The organism is Streptomyces sp. NPDC031479, assembly GCF_055581065.1.
On record NZ_JBVIKC010000040.1, the window covers coordinates 66,346 to 81,816 of the forward strand.

A 15,471-nucleotide genomic window follows, 5' to 3' on the forward strand; every position below is an offset into this window, starting at 1 on the left:
CCGGCCCGGGGCCGGAAGCCGGTGGCCGGCTCGGCCTTGAGCTCCCGGTGGCGAAGAGGTGGTACTTCGCCTCGCCCTTTCCGTGGTGCATCCAATCGACTCGCCACTGCAACCGGGGCACCCTCCCGGAACGTCTGGGCCGCTGACGGCAGGCAGCCGGGGCGCGGCGGCGGGCGACGGAACGGGGACGGGACATGAGACGGGCGTACGGCAACACGATGCTGGTCACCGCCGTGGCGGCGGCACTGGGACTCTCGGCCTGCACCCCGTCCGGGGAGCCCGGCTCCGGGGCGCCCGCACGGCCCACCGGCGGATCCGGGACCGCTCAGGCGTCCCCCTCCGCCCACGCGCCGGGCACCGGCGGCCCGTCCGGGGCTCCGCACCCGACGTCCCACCCCTCGGGAGCCACCCCGGGAAGCCCCGCGCCCTCGGGGCACGCGGGCGGGTCCCCCCTCGTGCGTACGGGTGTCCCGTGGAACCTGGACCGGCTCGACCAGCGCACCCGCCCCCTCGACGGCCGCTTCACGACGGGCACCGACGGCCGCGGGGTCCACGTCTACGTGCTGGACACCGGCATGGACCTCAAGCAGCCCGAGTTCACCGGACGCGCCACTCCCGGCGCCGACTTCATCGGGGTCCCGGACGAGGGCGACTGCTACGGCGGGGACGGACTGGGCCACGGCACGTTCGTGGCCGGCATCATCGGCGGCCGTACCTACGGGGTCGCCCCCAAGGCCGAACTCGTACGCGTCCAGGCCATCGGCTGCGAGGAGGGCGGCAGCAGCGGGCCGGGCAAGGACGGCCCGCCGGCGGCCGAGACCTCCGTCATCAAGGCCGTCGAGTGGGTGACCGCCCACGCCCGGCGCCCGGCCGTGGTCAACATGTCCCTCAACCTCAAGACCCGCTCGCCGGCGCTCGACGCCGCCGTGCAGCACCTGGTCGAGTCCGGGATCCCGGCGGTCGTCGCGGCGGGCAACTTCAGCGACGACGCCTGCGGACACTCGCCGGCCGGCGCCCACGGCGCCATCGTCGTGGCCGCCTCCACCGCCGACGACCGCCACTGGCGGGACACCGAGGGCTTCGGCTCCGGGTACGGATCCTGCGTGGACCTGTACGCCCCCGGGGACAAGGTCACCTCCGCGGTGGCGGGCGGCAGCGGTACCGCCACCAGCGACTCCGCCGCCACCTCGTGGGCCACCCCGCACGTAACGGGCGCGGTGGCCCTCTACCTCTCGGCGCACCCCGGAGCCACACCCGCCCAGGTGCGCACCTGGGTCACCCAGCAGGCCACCCGGGACGCCCTGACGGCCGTCCCACCGGGAACCCCCAACCGGCTCCTGAACACCTCCGCCCTCTAGGAGCGAACCATGACCTCCGTCCTCACCAGCACCTCCGGGTACGCCGAGGCCTCCGACGCACTCGCCGAGCAGTACGAGAGCGTGACGTTCGAGGACGTGCACGCGGGTGTACTGCACCTGCTGCCGCCCCCCGGCGCCCGGGTCCTCGACATCGGCGCCGGCACCGGCCGGGACGCGTCGGCGCTGACGGCGCTGGGCCACACCGTGGTCGCCGTGGAGCCGACCGACGAACTCCGCGCCCACGCCCGGCGGATCCACGCCGCCGACCCGATCACCTGGCTCGACGACGCGCTGCCGGACCTCACGGCAACGGACCGGCACGGCCCGTACGACCTGATCGTCATCTCGGCGGTCTGGATGCACCTCACCGCCCCCGAACGGGAACGGTCGATGGCCCGCGTCGCCGCGCTGCTGGCCCCGGGCGGTCTGCTGGTCCTCTCGCTCCGGCACGGCCCGGTGCCGGCGGGGCGGCGGATGTTCGAGGTCACGGCGGCGGAAACGATCGCACTGGCCGGGTCCCGGGGGCTGGCCTGCGTCCGCCACGGGGACAGCGCGGACCCGCTCGACCGGGGCGGCGTGCACTGGAGCGACCTCGCCTTCACCAAGGGCGACGACGAAGAGTCCTGACGGGACCGGGATCCCGCTGCGGCTCACTCCTTGCCGAGTGTGGCCGCGTGATCGGGCACGACGGTCCGGAGCTCCTTGGGCGGCCTCTCGTATCCCGTCGACGGGGGCCGGGACGGCAGCACGAGCGAGGGTACGACCACGTCCCCGTAGGGGACCGAGGACAGCAGGTGGGCGATCATGTTGACCCTCGCGCTGCGCTTGTCGTCGCTCTCGACCACGTACCACGGGGCGTCCGCCGTGTCCGTGTGGACCAGCATGTCGTCCTTGGCCCGCGAGTACGCCTCCCAGTGCGTGAGCGACTCCAGGTCCATCGGGGAGAGCTTCCAGCGCCGCAACGGATCCTCCGCCCGGCGGCGGAACCGTTCCTCCTGCACCGTGTCGCTGACGGAGAACCAGTACTTGCGGAGCAGGATCCCCTCTTCGACCAGCATCCGCTCGAAGACCGGACACTGCCGCAGGAAGAGCCGGTGCTCCGCGGGCGTGCAGAAGCCCATGACGTGCTCGACTCCGGCGCGGTTGTACCAGCTGCGGTCGAACAGGACGATCTCCCCGGCGGCCGGCAGGTGCGCCACGTACCGCTGGAAGTACCACTGCGTGCGCTCCCGCTCCGTCGGCTTCGGAAGGGCCGCGATACGTGCCACGCGGGGGTTGAGGTGTTCGGCGACACGTTTGATCGTGCCGCCCTTGCCCGCCGCGTCGCGCCCCTCGAAGACGACGACCAGTCGGGCGCCCTCCTCGCGCACCCATTCCTGGAGCCTGACCAGCTCCGTCTGGAGCCGTAGCAGTTCGGCCTCGTAGACCGCCTTGCCGAGTCCCATTACCGTCCTCTCCCCATCGTCGTCGGACACTTCGATCAACTCAGTCACGGCCGGCGTCCACGCGCAACGATGTCCCCCGGGCCCCGGCGTGTCGATACGCTGGCCGCGGGTCGGGGCATCGGGCGGCAGCCGGAGGGGAAACGAGTGGGTGTGGGGAATCCGTTGACGCAGGTACCCAGGATGCGACTGGACGAGCTGCTGGACGAGCTCCAGGTCCGCATCGACGAGGTGCGCGGTACCCGCGACCGGGTGCACAGCCTGTTGGAGGCCGTCGTGTCGGTGGGGCGGGAGCTGGACCTCGCCCAGGTGCTCCGGCGCATCGTGGAGGCGGCCGCGCTGCTGGTCGACGCCGAGTACGGCGCCCTGGGCGTCATCGGCCCCGACGGCCGCACGCTCGCCCAGTTCCTGACCGTGGGGCTCACCGACGCGGAGATCGCCGACATCGGTCCCCTGCCGGCCGGTCACGGCCTGCTCGGCGAGGTCATCCACCACCCGGAGCCCCTGCGGCTGACCGATCTCGGAGCGCACTCCTCCTCGCACGGGTTCCCGGCCCATCACCCGCCCATGCGCACGTTCCTCGGCGTGCCGATCCGGGTCCGTGACGAGGTGTTCGGAAACCTCTATCTGACCGACAAGCGGGGCGGGGTCGACTTCGACACCGAGGACGAGACCGTGATCTCCACCCTCTCCGTGGCGGCGGGCGTGGCGATCGACAACGCGCGGCTCTACGAGGGCGCGCAGCGCCAGCAGTTGTGGCTCAGGGCCAACGCGGAGATCACCGAGAGCCTGCTGTCCGGCAGTTCGCGCCCGGCGGTGCTGGAGCTCATCGCCCGCCGCGCCCAGGAGATCACCGGGGCGCGGCTCGCGAACATCGCCGTGCCGGTGGACGGCGTCGACGGTCTGGTCGTGGAGTTCGCCGCCGGCGTGGACAGGGCCGCGTGGCAGGGCCTCGTCGTGCCCTTCGACGGCACGCTCTCCGGAGCCGCGCACCGGGCGGGCAAGCCCGTGACGGCCATGCAGGCCTCGGGCGACGGGCGCTACCCGGCCGAGGACCGGATACGGGGGCGGGACGGGCTCGGACCTGCCGTCGCGGTGCCGTTGGGCACTGCGGGCGGGGAGAGCCGGGGCGTCCTGCTGCTCTCGCGCTCGGCGGGCGATCCGGCGTTCGGCGAGGGTGAGCTGGAGCCGATCGTCGCCTTCGCGGGTCAGGCGGCGATCGCTCTGGAGCTGGCGGAACGGCGTCGGGACGCCGAGCAGATAGCACTGCTGGAGGAACGCGACCGGATCGCCCGCGACCTGCACGATCTGGCCATCCAGCGGCTCTTCGCCACCGGCATGACCCTGCAGAGCGCCGCCCGGCTGGTGGAGCACGAAGGGGCTGCCGAGCGGGTCGGCCGGGCGGTCGACGACCTGGACGAGACCATCAAGATCATCCGCTCGACGATCTTCGGGCTCCGCACCAAGGACCGCGAGAGCGGCCCCGGGCTGCGGGCCCGCGCCGCCCGGGCCGTCGGCGACGCGGCGACCTCCCTGGGCCATCCCCCTCGCCTGAGCATGGAGGGGCTCCTCGACACCGACGTACCCGTACAGATCGCCGATCACGTGGTGGCGGCGCTGGGCGAGCTCCTCAGCAACGCGGCCCGCCACGCGCGGGCGACCCGGGTCGGCGTGACCCTCAAGGCCGGACGGGGCGAGATCGTACTGACCGTCTCGGACAACGGCACGGGCATTCCCGCGCAGGGTCGCAGGAGCGGGCTGCGCAACCTCGACGAGCGGGCACGGAGCTCGGGCGGGACCTTCACCGTGGAGACTCCCGAGGAGGGCGGCAGCAGGCTGGTGTGGCGGGCGCCGCTTCCCGGCAGCGGCTGAGGGGGGCGGCACCGGGTCAGCGGCGGACCATCAGGGCGGGTGGCGGCGGTGCGGCCTCCAGGCGGAAGCCCGTGACGAGATCCGGGCGGATCCGCAGGGCGCCGGTCATCGGCCGTCCCACCCAGGGGCGCAGCAGGTCCGCGTACCGCTCGGCGTCGGCCACCGGTCGCGCGTAGCCGGTGACGACCACGCTCCAGCCGAGATGCGTGTCGGGATCGATGACGTCCGCCTCGTAGGCCACCACCACGCCGGGGGCGGCGGCGGGTTCCGCGAGGGAGGCCAGTGCCCCGCCTTCGTGGATCCGGACGATGACGTCCTCGCCCTCGACGAGGTGGTTCACCGCTCGAACGGCGGGCAGCGCGTGCCGCGTGAAGACGATGCGTCCCAGCGACACCGTGGCGAGGAGCCCGAGGGCCTCCGCCCTGTCCAGCTCCCGCATGTGCCGGGCGGCCGTGGTACCGGCGGTCCGGCCGGCGGGCCGGCGCATGCCTTCCCGATCCATGACGGGCGCCTTCGTCCGTTCCCGCTCGGCCCTTCCCGCTCCGACCGGCTCCGCGATCACGAGACGACGAACTTCAGGTCGTGGTCGGCGGCGAGCACCCGCATCGACTTGACCACCAGGGGTGGGACGTCGCACAGGAGGAGCCGCGTTCCCGCCGTACGGCAGTGGCGGTCGAGACGGGTCAGGAGGTCGATGCCCGCGCTGTCGCAGAAGGAGAGGCCGCACAGGTCCAGGACGATGTTCCGGTGGCCGGACGCGGCGAGTTCGCGCAGGCGTGGCCCCACGTGCCCGGCCGTGTAGAAGTCGAGCTCTCCGGCCAGGGACATCCGCAGACCGCGGTCGTCCCGGGCCACGGTCTTCAGGTCGATCAAGGCGGTCGTCATGACGTCCTCCGCGCTGCGTGCGGCTCCGTGGAGTCGCGCCGTTCCCCGTACCCCGTCAGTCCATCCGGTGCCACCCGCGCCCGGAAAGGCCCGGCAGGCCCTCGGGGCAGGGCCGAAGGTCCCTTTTCCGGAGGGCCGGGCCGGGGCCCGTCGTCCGGGGCCCCGGGCCCCGGGCCGATGAGGGCCGATCGGCCCTGGCCGTCCGGCCCGTCCGACGGGCAGGATGCCGGTGTCCGTGCGTCCGGGACGAACCCATGCGAAGGAGTTGCTTCATGACCGGCAGCAGTGCCCCCTCCCCCGCGACGGAGCCCATCCGCGTCTTCCTGCTCGACGACCACGAGGTCGTCCGCCGGGGAGTGCACGACCTGCTGGACGCCGAGCCCGACCTGACCGTGGTCGGCGAAGCGGGCACGGCGGAACAGGCACTGGTCCGCGTTCCGGCGCTGCGTCCCCGGGTCGCGATCCTGGACGTACGGCTCCAGGACGGCGACGGGGTGAGCGTGTGCCGTGAACTGCGCTCGCGGATGCCCGAGCTCGCCTGTCTGATGCTCACGTCGTTCGACGACGAGGACGCGCTGCTGGACGCCGTGATGGCGGGGGCCTCCGGGTACGTCCTGAAGCAGATCACCGGCACCGACCTGGTGACCGCCGTCCGGACGGTGGCCGCCGGCCAGTCGATGCTCGATCCCGGGGCCACCACACGGCTGATGGCGCGCATGCGGGGGGACGTGCCCGAAGAGGAGCGGGTCCCGGGGCTGCCCGGCTTCACGGACCGGGAGAAGGAGATCCTCCTCATGGTCAGCGACGGACTCACCAACCGGGAGATCGGCAAGCGGCTCTACCTCGCGGAGAAGACCGTCAAGAACATCATCTCTCGGCTGTTCGTCAAGCTGGGGGTGGAGCGGCGCGTCCAGGCCGCCGTGATCGCCAGCCACGCCCTGACCCCGCCCGGCCGGCACCCGGCCTCCGCCCCGGCCCCGGCCCCGGCCCCGGAGTAGGCCCCGGAGTAGGCCCCGGAGTAGGCCCTGTCCCTCCCGGGCCGGCACGCGCGTCAGGGGCCCGTCCCCCTCCCGGGGAGCGGGCCCCTGACGGCCGTTCGGGCGGGCGTCAGCGCGTCACTTGACGTTCACGGCCTTCCACGCGGCCGCCACCTGCTGGTACTCGGTGCCGGTCGAGCCGTACAGGTCGGCCGTCGCCTGCAGGGTCGCGGTGCGGGCCCCCGCGTAGTTGGTGGTCGACGTCATGTAGGTCGAGAGCGCCTTGTACCAGATCTTGTAGGCCTTGGTCCGGCCGATCCCCGTGACGGTGGAACCGTCGTAGGTGGGCGAGTTGTAGGACACCCCGTTGACCGTCTTGGCACCACTGCCCTCGGAGAGCAGGTAGAAGAAGTGGTTCGCGACGCCGGAGGAGTTGTGGACGTCGAGCCGCCCGACGGTCTTCGACCAGTAGTCGGCGGAGGCTCCGTCCTTGCTGGGCTTGTCCATGTAGCGCAGCGGCGTGCCGTCGCCCCGGATGTCGATCTTCTCGCCGATGAGGTAGTCACCGACGTCGGAGGAGTTGTTCGCGAAGAACTCCACGGAGGTGCCGAAGATGTCGCTGGTGGCCTCGTTGAGGCCGCCGGACTCGCGGCTGTAGTTCAGCTTGGCGGTGGCGGCGGTCAGGCCGTGGCTCATCTCGTGGCCGGCGACGTCCAGTGAGGTGAGCGGCTTGAGGTTGCCCGCGCCGTCGCCGTAGGTCATGCAGAAGCAGCTGTCGTCCCAGAAGGCGTTGACATAGGCGTTTCCGTAGTGGACACGGGAGTACGCGGCCTTGCCGTCACCGGCGATGCCGTTGCGGCCGAGCTCGGACCGGTAGAAGTCCCAGGTGACGGCGGCGCCGTAGTGGGCGTCGACCGCGGCCGTCTGACGGTTCGCCGGCGAGCCGTCGCCCCACGCGTCGTCCGCGTCGGTGAAGAGGGTGCCGGTCGCGGTGGACGTCGCGCCGTTCAGGTCGTAGGTCTTGTGGCCGCCGCGGGCCCCGTCGGTCAGGCTGTAGGCCGACCCGCTCGGGCTGGTGCCGAGCGCGACGGGGCCGGAGTACTCGCTGGTGCCGGTACCGGTGTCGATGGCCTCGTACGAGTAGATCTCGGCGCCGGTGGCGGCGTCGGTGATGACGTGGCGCTCACTGGGGGTGCCGTCGGGCTGCGTGCCGGTGACGACGGCCTCGTAGGCGAAGACCGGCGTGCCGGTCGCGGCCCAGACCACCTGACGGGCGCCGGCGGGCGCGGCCTTCAGGGTGCGGGCCGCGGACGGGGCAATGCGCGCCTCGGTGCCCTTGGTGGTCTTCCGGCTGCCGTCCTTCTTCTGATGGACGACCAGATCGCCGCCGAGGACGGGCAGTCCGCCGTAGGTCCGCTCGTAGCGGGTGTGGACCGTGCCGTCGCCATCCTTGATCACATCGCGGGCGACGAGGCCTTCCTGGTCGGACAGGCCGATGGCACGCGCGGTACCCGCCGCTCCGGTCTGCGCGTCGGCTATCGCCTGGGTGCGCGCCGAGGCCGGCAGCGCGAGGGCCGTGGCTCCCGCTTCGCGCTCGGCGGCCGCGCTGGCGGACCCGCTCTGAACGGAGATCGCGACCATCGCCGCGGACGCGACGACGGCGGCGGTGCGCAGGGCTCGGGTCCGGCTGCGGGCGGTGGGGGATGAGGACATGTGGTGGGGCACTCGTTCTCCTTCGTTGCCGTGGGGGCGGCTGTGAGACTGCCAGGAAGGAGGGAGTGTTTGACAGGTATGCAACAAGTATTTGACCTGTTGTTATCCGGAGAGAGGACTTTCATGTCCGCTCAACGGTCAAAAAGGGAACATTCCGCTTGGCCCCGGGCAGTTGAGCCCGGGGCCGAGCGGACGTCCGTCACATGCCCGGGATCTGACGGGCCTTGAACGCTGCGCGGACGGCGTCCGCCGCGGTTCCGCCGTACATGCGCTGAGCTGTCGCGACCGTCGTCAGCGCCGCGTCCTGGAAGCTCGTGCCGGGCGCGAAGCCGAACTGCGCGTTCACGATGACGCGGTCGGCGGTGCGGGACCCCAGGGCGCCCCGGATGTCGAAGAGGGCACGGGACCAGATCTCACCGTCGGCGTGGACCTCGCCCACCCTGTCCGCGTAGACCTTGGTCCCGTCGATCCGGCGCAGGCAGTGCGGGGCGGTGCTGTAGGACGTCGAGTCCCAGTCGGCGACGCACGCCGGGTCCGTCTTGCTCGGCCAGCCGCGGACGGCGTCCGCGTGGGCGCCGACCTCGACGGCCAGGTAGTCGCCGAAGGCCTCGCCGATCGCGCCGGCCTCCGGGGATGTGCCGAAGCCGGGTACCTGTGCGTTGTGCACGGCGTGCCCGTACTCGTGGACTATGACCTCGGCGTCCTCGGCGTCGTCGACGCCGCCCTTCCCGAAACGGATCTCGGCCTTCTTGTCCGTGAAGAAGGAGTTGTCGGCGCCGTACTGGTTGATACGGACCGGCTGCGCCCGGTCGTTGGCCCCGGGCAACTCGCTCCCGAAGCCGAGGCCCTGCAGGTACTCCTGCGCCTCGTTGACCCAGAAGTAGGCCATGACCTGGCCGAACCCGTCGTCCGCGCGGTCGTACCGGGCGGCGTCGGCTACCGTCGCGGGGGCGCCGGTCTCCGACCGGACGTACGCCCACTTCCCGGACAGCCCGCCGCTGCCGTCCAGGTTGTGCAGGGCGGCCGTGGTGTAGGCCGAGGCGGGCACGGCGTCCGCGGCGTCCTTGGCGTCGACGAGGGTCTGATCGCCCGAGGACTGCACGGGGTTGACCATGAAGATGCGCCCCTGGGGCAGGGAGGCGGCGGGGGCGGACCCGGTCGCCGAGGCCGGGCCGGCCAGGGTGAACAGGGCCACGGCGGCGGTGGCCGCCGCGGTCAGGCCGCGAGGGGAACGGCGGGGCATGAACATCCTCCTGTGATGGATGTGATGTGCCGGAGATTCGTCGGCGCAACGGTGCGGACGCGATCCTCGCCCAACCGGCCCCGCTTTGACCAGGCCTTGCGCCGGGCAATCCGTCCGCACCGTCACCACCGCCGCCGCCACCGCCACCGCCACCGCCAACCGCCATCCTCCCGGCCGTCAGCTTCCGGCAGCCGCGCCGAACTCGCCGCCGGCCGCGGTCGCTCCATGGACCCCGGGCCGGGCGTGGGAGGCGAACGGCGTGGAGCGGTCGGCCGTCGGGGCCACGTCCGAGGGCACGTCCGAGGGCACGTCCGAGGGCACGTCAGCGCGGCTCCGCGGTGATGCGGAACCTCAGCCGGCAGATCACCGCGTCGGTGTCCCGGCGTACCGCGTGGGCGACCAGCGAGCCACGCTGGTTCTGCAGCATCCGCTGCCAGAGGCGTTCCGGCTCGGTCTCCGGGATCAGGACGGTCACCTGGGTGTCCGGCTGCCGTTCCGTCAGCTCGCGGACGTAGCCCGATACGGGACGGCCCAGCGAGCGGGTCGGCGAGGGGAGTTCGACCAGCTCGATGCCGGGGTTCCACAGCTCCCAGTCGCGGCGCAGCGCTTCGGCGGCCCGCCGGTCCTCGGGCGCCGGGTGGGTGACGGTCACCGCCAGGACCTCGTCGCCGAGCGAGCGGGCAGCGGTCAGCGCCCGGCAGGTCAGCAGGGACAGCCCCGACACGGGGACGACGACCAGGGAACGGGAGCGCTCCGGGGGCTGCGGGATCCGGCCGAGCTCCAGGCGTTCACCGATCCGCCCGTAGGCGCGGTGCACCTTCTCGAAGGCGAGGACGATCAGCGGCAGGGCCACGACGATCAGCCAGGCCCCCTGGGTGAACCTGGTGGCCGTCACCACGACCGCGGACACACCGGTGAGCAGCGCGCCGAAGCCGTTCAGCGCGGCTTTCGCCCGCCGGCCGGCGGGGCGTTCCAGCGACCAGTGGCGGACCATGCCGACCTGGCAGATGGTGAAGCCGACGAACACCCCGATGGCGAAGAGCGGCACCAGGGTGTTGGCGTCTCCGCCGGAGAAGACCAGCAGGGCGGCGGACACCAGGGCCAGCCAGACCACGCCGTGCCGGTGGACCTGCCGGTCGGCCTTGAGCGCGAACACGTGGGGGAGGTAGTTGTCCCGGGCCAGCAGGCTCATCAGGACGGGCAGCCCGCCGAAGGAGGTGTTCGCGGCGAGGGCCAGCAGCACCACGGTGGCGAACTGGACGACGTAGAAGGCGGCGTTGTGGCCGAAGGAGGCGTCCGCGAGCTGGGCGAGGACGGTGACGCCCTCGACCGGCTGGAGGTGGAAGCGCCCGATGAGGATGGAGAGGCCGATCAGCATCACGCCCAGGAGCGCGCCGAGGGCGACCTCGGTGCGCTGGGCCCGGCGGGCGGCCGGTGCCCGGAAGGAAGGCACGGCGTTGGCGACGGCCTCGACACCGGTGAGTGCGGAGCAGCCGGCGGAGAAGGCCTTGAGCAGGAGCAGGGCGCCGACGGTGGTGGCGCCGTCGCCGAGAGCGGAGGCGTGCCCCGCGGCGGTCTCGGTGGACACCGGTCCGTCCCGGAACAGACCGACCGTGATCATCGCGAGGATCGAGCCGACGAACACGGCCGTGGGCACGAGGAACGCCTTGGCCGAGTCGACGACGCCGCGCAGGTTCACGGCCGTGACCAGCACGAGCACGCCCAGGCAGAGCCAGACCCGTTCCCCGTACAGCGAGGGGAAGGCCGAGGTCAGGGCGGCAACACCGGCGGTGACCGACACGGCGACGTTCAGGACGTAGTCCAGGATCAGCGAGGCCGCGGCGACCAGGCTCGTACGCGGGCCGAGGTGCCGCCTGGCCACCGCGTAGGAGCCGCCGCCGTCGGGGAAGGCTGCGATGACCTGTCGGTACGAGGCGACCAGTACGGCCAGCAGCGCGGCGATCGCCAGGGTCACCGGGAGGGTGAAGCCGAGGCCGTACCCCCCGGCCGCGGCGAGCACGAGCACGATCGACTCGGGGCCGTACGCGACGGAGGCCATGGCGTCCAGGGAGAGGGCGGCGAGGCCCTGGAGCGCGGTCAGCCTGTGCCGGTCCCCCGGCTCGGCCGCCGACCCGGCGCCGGTATCAGGGGGCTCCTCCTGGCCCGGCCCCTGGTCCGGTCCCTGGCCGGCAGCGGTCGGTTCTCCTGTGTGCATGGCCATGTCGCCGTTCCTCCGAAGTGGGCAGAGTGAGGACAGCGTCGGAGGCGCTCACCGCTACCGTCGGCCACCTTGGCGAGATCCATACGCCGACCGGACCACTCTTCACGCGCTCCTTACGCCGAACCCGGCAGATCCTATGAGACGCGTCAATGCCTCGCCGGGGCGCGTGGCGCCGGGGACGACCGGAGGCGCTGCGGACATCGAGAACGGGGCCGGGCCGATCGTCGCGCCGTGCCTGCCCGGCCATCCGGGGACCGCGCTGGTCAGGCCCGAGAGGTGCTGAACCCGAGACCCCGCGTCAGGGCTGCGTCAAGGGTTGCCCCGCGACCGTATGGACCCCGTCAAGGTCGCTTAACGCGGAGGGCCACTCGCGCTTTGCTCGGTCTCGGCCACTCCGGCCGATTCCACTTCCACTTCATCACTTCATCAGGAGCTCACGATGGCCGATCTGGCCTTCGTCGTCACCACGGTCGCGGTGTTCGCGCTGGTGGCTCTCATCGCCCGAGGGGTGGCCAAGCTGTGACCGTCGAGAACATCGTCGGCCTCGTCGTGGCCGTCTCCCTGCTCGGATACCTCGTCCTCGCCCTCGTGTACCCGGAGAGGTTCTGAGCCGACATGAGTCCCCGGATCGCTGGTGTCCTCCAGCTCCTCGCTCTGGTCGCCGCGCTGGCCCTGGCCTACCGTCCGCTGGGCGATCACATGGCCAAGGTCTACTCCTCCGAGAAGCACTACAAGCCGGAGAAGTGGATCTACAAGGCCATCGGCGCCAACCCCTCCGCCGAGATGCGGTGGCCCGCGTACCTGCGCGGCGTCCTCGCCTTCTCGGCCGTGGGCGTCCTGTTCCTCTACGTCCTGCAGCGCCTGCAGGGCGTCCTGCCCGGCTCGCTCGGCTTCTCCGCGATCGACCCCGACCAGGCCTTCAACACCGCCGCGTCCTTCGTGGCGAACACGAACTGGCAGTCGTACGCCGGTGAGCAGGCGATGGGCCACGTCGTGCAGACCGGCGGCCTCGCCGTACAGAACTTCGTCTCGGCCGCGGTCGGCATGGCCGTGGCGGTGGCCCTGGTACGGGGCTTCGCGCGCTCCCGCACCGGTGAACTCGGCAACTTCTGGGCCGACCTGGTCCGGGGCACCGTCCGGATCCTGCTGCCGATCTCGGTGATCGGCGCGCTGGTCCTGGTCGCGTGCGGCGCGATCCAGAACTTCGCCGGCATCCACGAGGTCGGCCAGTTCCTGGGCGGTACGCAGCAGTGGAACGGCGGGGCGGTGGCCTCCCAGGAGGTCATCAAGGAGCTGGGCACGAACGGCGGCGGCTACTTCAACGCCAACTCCGCCCACCCCTTCGAGAACCCGACTCCGTTCTCCAACCTCTTCGAGATCTTCCTGATCCTCGTCATCCCGTTCGCGCTCACCCGCACGTTCGGCCGGATGGTCGGCAACCTGCGCCAGGGCTACGCGATCCTGGCGACGATGGCCGTCATCTGGCTCGGCTTCACGGCCCTGATGATGTGGACCGAATTCGCCCACCACGGACCGGCGTTCGAGGTCGCGGGCGGGGCGATGGAAGGCAAGGAGACCCGGTTCGGGATCGGCGGCTCGTCGATCTTCGCGGTGGCCAGCACCCTCACGTCCACGGGTGCCGTCAACTCTTTCCACTCCTCCTTCACCGGCTTCGGCGGCGGCATCGCGATGCTCGGCATGCAGCTCGGCGAGATCGCCCCCGGCGGTGTCGGCTCCGGTCTCTACGGCATGCTGGTCATGGCGATCATCGCGGTGTTCATCGCCGGCCTCATGGTCGGCCGCACCCCGGAGTACCTGGGCAAGAAGATCGGCACCCGCGAGATCAAGTTCGCGGCCTGCTACATCCTCATCACCCCGGCGCTGGTGCTGTGCTTCACCGCCGCGGCGATGGCCCTGCCCACCCCGGGCAACTCCATGGCCAACACGGGTGCCCACGGGTTCTCCGAGATCCTCTACGCCTACACCTCGGGCGCCAACAACAACGGCTCCGCCTTCGCAGGCCTGAACGCCGACACGCAGTGGTTCAACACCACCATCGGCCTCGCCATGCTGCTGGGCCGGTTCCTGCCCATGGTCTTCGTCCTCGCGCTGGCCGGCTCGCTCGCCGAACAGAATCCCGTCCCCGAGACGGCGGGAACCCTGCGCACGGACAAGCCCCTCTACGCCGGCCTGCTCGTCGGCACGATCGTCATCATCACGGGTCTGACCTACTTCCCGGCGCTCGCGCTGGGTCCGCTCGCCGAAGGGCTGGCGTCATGACCTCCGACACCAGGAAGCAAGAGGACGTCATGCCGACCGTGACTCCGACCCGCCCTCCGCACCAGGACGCGCCCACCGGCCAGAAGCCGGAAGGCGGCCGCGTCGGCACAGGGCTGTTCGACCCCGCGCAGTTGCTGAAGTCCTTCCCGGATGCGGTGAAGAAGCTCGACCCCCGCGTCATGATCAAGTCGCCGGTCATGTTCGTGGTCCTCGTCGGCTCGGTGGTCACCACCGTGCTGGCCATCAAGGACCCGACGGACTGGTTCGGCTGGGCGATCACCGCCTGGCTGTGGCTGACCACCATCTTCGCCAACCTCGCCGAGGCCGTCGCCGAGGGCCGCGGCAAGGCCCAGGCGGACACCCTCCGCAAGGCCAAGACCGACACCGTCGCCCGCCGCCTGACCCAGGACGGCCCGGGCGAGGAGCAGGTCCCCGGCACCGATCTGCGCATCGGCGACCTCGTCGTCTGCGAGACCGGTGACGTCATCCCCGGCGACGGAGACGTCATCGAAGGCGTCGCCTCCGTCGACGAGTCCGCGATCACCGGTGAGTCCGCCCCGGTGATCCGGGAGTCCGGCGGCGACCGCAGCGCGGTCACCGGCGGTACGAAGGTCCTCTCCGACCGGATCGTCGTCAAGATCACGACGAAGCCGGGCGAGACGTTCATCGACCGCATGATCGCCCTGGTGGAGGGCGCGGCGCGGCAGAAGACGCCGAACGAGATCGCGCTCAACATCCTGCTCGCATCCCTCACGATCGTCTTCCTGCTGGCGGTCGTCACGCTTCAGCCGTTCGCGATCTACGCGGGCGCCGAGCAGTCCATGATCGTGCTGACGGCGCTGCTGGTCTGCCTGATCCCGACCACGATCGGCGCGCTCCTGTCGGCCATCGGCATCGCGGGCATGGACCGCCTCGTGCAGCGCAACGTCCTGGCCATGTCCGGCCGCGCCGTCGAAGCCGCCGGTGACGTCTCCACCCTCCTCCTCGACAAGACCGGCACCATCACCCTCGGCAACCGGCAGGCCGCCGAGTTCGTCCCCGTCAAGGGCGTCACCGAGGCCGAACTCGCCGACGCGGCCCAGCTCTCCTCCCTCGCCGACGAGACTCCCGAGGGCCGCTCCATCGTGGTCCTCGCGAAGGAGAAGTACGGACTGCGCGAACGCCACCAGGGCGAACTCGCCCACGCCGAATGGATCGCCTTCACCGCCCAGACCCGTATGTCCGGTGTGGACGTCGACGGCCGCAACGTCCGCAAGGGGGCGACCGGTTCGGTCATCTCCTGGGTGAACGAGCGCGGAGGCTCCGTCGCGGACGACGCGCAGGCGCTCACCGACACGATCTCGCAGGCCGGCGGCACTCCGCTGCTCGTCGCCGTCGAGGACGGAAAGGGCGCCCGGGTCCTGGGCGTCATCCACCTCAAGGACGTGGTCAAGGAGGGCATGCGCGAACGGTTCGACGAGCTGCGCCGCATGGGCATCAA

At 71.7% G+C, this 15,471-nt stretch carries 13 protein-coding genes; 7 read left to right on the forward strand and 6 right to left on the reverse strand.

Going from position 1 to position 15,471, the window contains the following annotated elements; genetic code table 11:
• Window positions 1-194 precede the first annotated feature (194 nt).
• Window positions 195-1,358 (forward strand): S8 family peptidase, encoded by a 1,164-nt coding sequence (locus ACZ5D2_RS31735; RefSeq protein ID WP_468934143.1) that lies wholly within the window; start codon window positions 195-197, stop codon window positions 1,356-1,358.
• Between the two features lie 9 nt (window positions 1,359-1,367).
• Entirely contained in the window at window positions 1,368-1,985 is a 618-nt protein-coding gene (locus ACZ5D2_RS31740) for a class I SAM-dependent methyltransferase (RefSeq protein ID WP_371675407.1), read from the forward strand.
• 23 nt (window positions 1,986-2,008) lie between these two features.
• Here the strand turns inward: ACZ5D2_RS31740 and ppk2 are convergent, their stop codons facing one another.
• A complete protein-coding gene (ppk2, locus tag ACZ5D2_RS31745; protein ID WP_371675408.1) occupies window positions 2,009-2,803 on the reverse strand; it encodes a polyphosphate kinase 2 in 795 nt (264 codons plus the stop codon).
• Between the two features lie 180 nt (window positions 2,804-2,983).
• Here ppk2 and ACZ5D2_RS31750 point away from each other — a divergent pair, with 180 nt between their 5' ends.
• Window positions 2,984-4,672, forward strand: coding sequence for a sensor histidine kinase (locus ACZ5D2_RS31750; RefSeq protein ID WP_371675409.1), 1,689 nt, complete (start codon window positions 2,984-2,986; stop codon window positions 4,670-4,672).
• Between the two features lie 16 nt (window positions 4,673-4,688).
• Here ACZ5D2_RS31750 and ACZ5D2_RS31755 read toward each other — a convergent pair whose 3' ends face one another.
• Together ACZ5D2_RS31755 and ACZ5D2_RS31760 are read right to left on the reverse strand one after the other, a co-directional pair.
• Entirely contained in the window at window positions 4,689-5,174 is a 486-nt protein-coding gene (locus ACZ5D2_RS31755) for a pyridoxamine 5'-phosphate oxidase family protein (protein ID WP_371675410.1), read from the reverse strand.
• Between the two features lie 56 nt (window positions 5,175-5,230).
• Complete coding sequence (locus ACZ5D2_RS31760; RefSeq protein WP_371675411.1) at window positions 5,231-5,557, reverse strand: STAS domain-containing protein; 327 nt, start codon at window positions 5,555-5,557, stop codon at window positions 5,231-5,233.
• A gap of 272 nt (window positions 5,558-5,829) precedes the next feature.
• On the opposite strand from ACZ5D2_RS31760, the gene ACZ5D2_RS31765 reads away from it, so the two are divergent.
• The gene (locus tag ACZ5D2_RS31765) at window positions 5,830-6,555 is read left to right on the forward strand and encodes a response regulator (protein WP_468934150.1); all 726 of its coding nucleotides are present in this window, start codon (window positions 5,830-5,832) and stop codon (window positions 6,553-6,555) included.
• Window positions 6,556-6,672: 117 nt separating this feature from the next.
• Here the strand turns inward: ACZ5D2_RS31765 and ACZ5D2_RS31770 are convergent, their stop codons facing one another.
• The 3 genes from ACZ5D2_RS31770 to ACZ5D2_RS31780 form a co-directional block, all read right to left on the reverse strand.
• Window positions 6,673-8,247 (reverse strand): M4 family metallopeptidase, encoded by a 1,575-nt coding sequence (locus tag ACZ5D2_RS31770; protein WP_371675413.1) that lies wholly within the window; start codon window positions 8,245-8,247, stop codon window positions 6,673-6,675.
• 199 nt (window positions 8,248-8,446) lie between these two features.
• The gene (locus tag ACZ5D2_RS31775) at window positions 8,447-9,490 is read right to left on the reverse strand and encodes a M36 family metallopeptidase (protein ID WP_371675414.1); all 1,044 of its coding nucleotides are present in this window, start codon (window positions 9,488-9,490) and stop codon (window positions 8,447-8,449) included.
• A gap of 322 nt (window positions 9,491-9,812) precedes the next feature.
• Window positions 9,813-11,711 (reverse strand): APC family permease, encoded by a 1,899-nt coding sequence (locus tag ACZ5D2_RS31780; protein WP_371675415.1) that lies wholly within the window; start codon window positions 11,709-11,711, stop codon window positions 9,813-9,815.
• A 519-nt stretch (window positions 11,712-12,230) separates the two neighbouring features.
• Between ACZ5D2_RS31780 and kdpF the strand changes: the two genes are divergently transcribed.
• From kdpF to kdpB, 3 genes are all read left to right on the forward strand, one after another.
• Complete coding sequence (gene kdpF / locus ACZ5D2_RS31785) at window positions 12,231-12,320, forward strand: K(+)-transporting ATPase subunit F (protein ID WP_042817481.1); 90 nt, start codon at window positions 12,231-12,233, stop codon at window positions 12,318-12,320.
• A 6-nt stretch (window positions 12,321-12,326) separates the two neighbouring features.
• A complete protein-coding gene (kdpA, locus tag ACZ5D2_RS31790; protein WP_371675416.1) occupies window positions 12,327-13,991 on the forward strand; it encodes a potassium-transporting ATPase subunit KdpA in 1,665 nt (554 codons plus the stop codon).
• On the forward strand, window positions 13,988-15,471 hold a 1,484-nt coding region (gene kdpB, locus ACZ5D2_RS31795; protein ID WP_468934156.1), incomplete at its 3' end, for a potassium-transporting ATPase subunit KdpB. The genes kdpA and kdpB, both read left to right, overlap by 4 nt.